The sequence below is a fragment of the Endozoicomonas sp. SESOKO1 genome, assembly GCF_024606265.1.
Lineage (GTDB): Bacteria > Pseudomonadota > Gammaproteobacteria > Pseudomonadales > Endozoicomonadaceae > Endozoicomonas.
In genome coordinates this window covers 1-1951 of sequence record NZ_JAHHPP010000200.1, presented here as the reverse complement: position 1 = coordinate 1951, position 1951 = coordinate 1, and the positions used below count along the sequence as shown (strand labels likewise).

Sequence of the window (1951 nt, the reverse complement as noted above, 5' to 3'; positions counted from 1 at the left end):
GGCAGAGACCCATGACACCCACAAGCCGGTAAATAACAACCTGTCGTCGTCTCAGGCTTCTGGTGATACTGCCAGGAAAAAAGATCTGGAAGCATTGCGCAAGAAATTAAGTAAATATGAACAGGCGAAGAAAACGGAAGTCAGACGACGTCAAAATAAGGCTGCGAATCAGCGAAGGGCTGGAAGTATCGTGAGCAAAGGTTCTCAGCCCTCTTTGATGACAGGAGCGAAAACCTATCAGGTTGCCAAAGGTGATACGCTAAGTACTATCGCCATGAAGCTAAGCAAGGCTTATCCGGGCTCGAAGAGCTGGAGAAAGGTAATGAAGCTTCTGGTGAGAGATAACCCTGATGCATTTATCGGCGGTGATATTAACAGGATACGGGCAGGAACCGTGTTAAGCCTCCCTGAATTCAGTCATTATGATCACCTGTATGAAGTAGTGGCTGGTGACAATATCAGTACGATTGCCCAAAGAATGCAGTATAAATATCCCCAGCCCACTGGGTGGCAAGGGATGATGAAACAGATCGTTTACCGGAACCAGAAGGCTTTCATAAATGGCAATCCAAACAGGATTCGGGCTAATGAAATACTGATCATCCCCGGTGCCGTCGAGATTGAGGCTGAAATGGAGGAGTTGCCTCAGAAGCAACCAGAAATCAAAAAATCAAAGGCTTATCATCACAGCAAGCGGGAAAAAACAGATCAGCGGTTAGCAAAGCTGAACCGAAAGAGCCTTGCCACCCCGAAAGAGCAGCCGGTTCAACAGAAAGCAGAAACCATCTATAAGGTCTCTGAAAGTGAAAGTCTTGCCACTATTGCCCATAAACTGGTGCCCGACTATCCACAGTTCGACAGCTGGTATGAATTACTCCAGGAACTGGCAAGGCTGAACCCCTCACTGTTTATGGATAATGATATTGGTGCTATCAAAAAAGGGACGGTGCTGCAGCTACCGGAGAAAAAGTCCCGCCGACAAACAATGGATAGTACACAGATGCAACCCAAACCTGCCGGGCGTACCAAAGGTCAACCCGTCAGTGTAAGAAAACCAGGGGAAACCATGGGGAGTGCCACAGCCCCTTCATACAACAAAATCAGTAACTCACTATTATCCAGAATCGGTAAGACACCGGAATATAAAGTACCCAGGGGCTACACCATCAGCATGGTAGCCATTAAGCTCTTACCGCTTTACCCGGAATATGACGACTGGACATCGTTGATGGACGATATCTATAAACTCAATCCTGATGCGTTTATCAACAGCGATATCAACAGGCTCCGTGACAATAGCCGATTGAAATTACCCCAGAAGATAAGCTCGTGATCCTGTACTAAAACAGGCACCGGGCATAGACTATGCCATCGTTTTAGCAGTTACCGATGGCACGTTATGTCTGATTTCAGCAACCTTCACCAGGATACCATTGCCGCCCAGGCCACAGCCCCCGGTCGGGGAGGTGTGGGTATTATTCGGGTGTCGGGTCCTGATGCCCTGCGTGTGGCAAGAGAAGTACTGAAACTGGAGCCTGAACCGCGGTTTGCCCACTACACCCCGTTTCATGATGCCTGTGGCCAGATACTGGATGAAGGCATCGCACTCTATTTTCCCAACCCCAACTCCTTTACCGGTGAGGATGTGCTTGAGCTTCAGGGGCATGGTGGCCCCATCATCCTTGACCTGCTGCTGAAACGCATTCTTGCCCTGGGCGTCCGACAGGCAAACCCCGGGGAGTTCTCCGAGCGGGCTTTTCTGAATGACAAACTGGACCTTGCCCAGGCTGAGGCTATTGCCGACCTGATCGACAGCACATCAGAGCAGGCGGCTCGCTCAGCCCTGCGCTCACTTCAGGGAGCATTCTCGCAACGGGTCAATGCACTGGTAGAGTCGTTGATCGAACTGAGGATCTATGTCGAGGCCGCCATTGATTTCCCGGAAGAGGAA

Annotated in this window: 2 protein-coding genes; both read left to right on the top strand. The window is 50.0% G+C overall.

All coding sequences use genetic code 11. The annotated features are described in order from the left end of the window. The coding region (locus KDK13_RS09465; protein WP_257284731.1) for a LysM peptidoglycan-binding domain-containing protein at positions 1–1333 on the top strand (1333 nt) is incomplete at its 5' end. 66 nt (positions 1334–1399) lie between these two features. After that, positions 1400–1951 (top strand): tRNA modification GTPase (locus KDK13_RS09460; protein WP_373692228.1); only part of this gene is annotated, 552 nt, incomplete at its 3' end.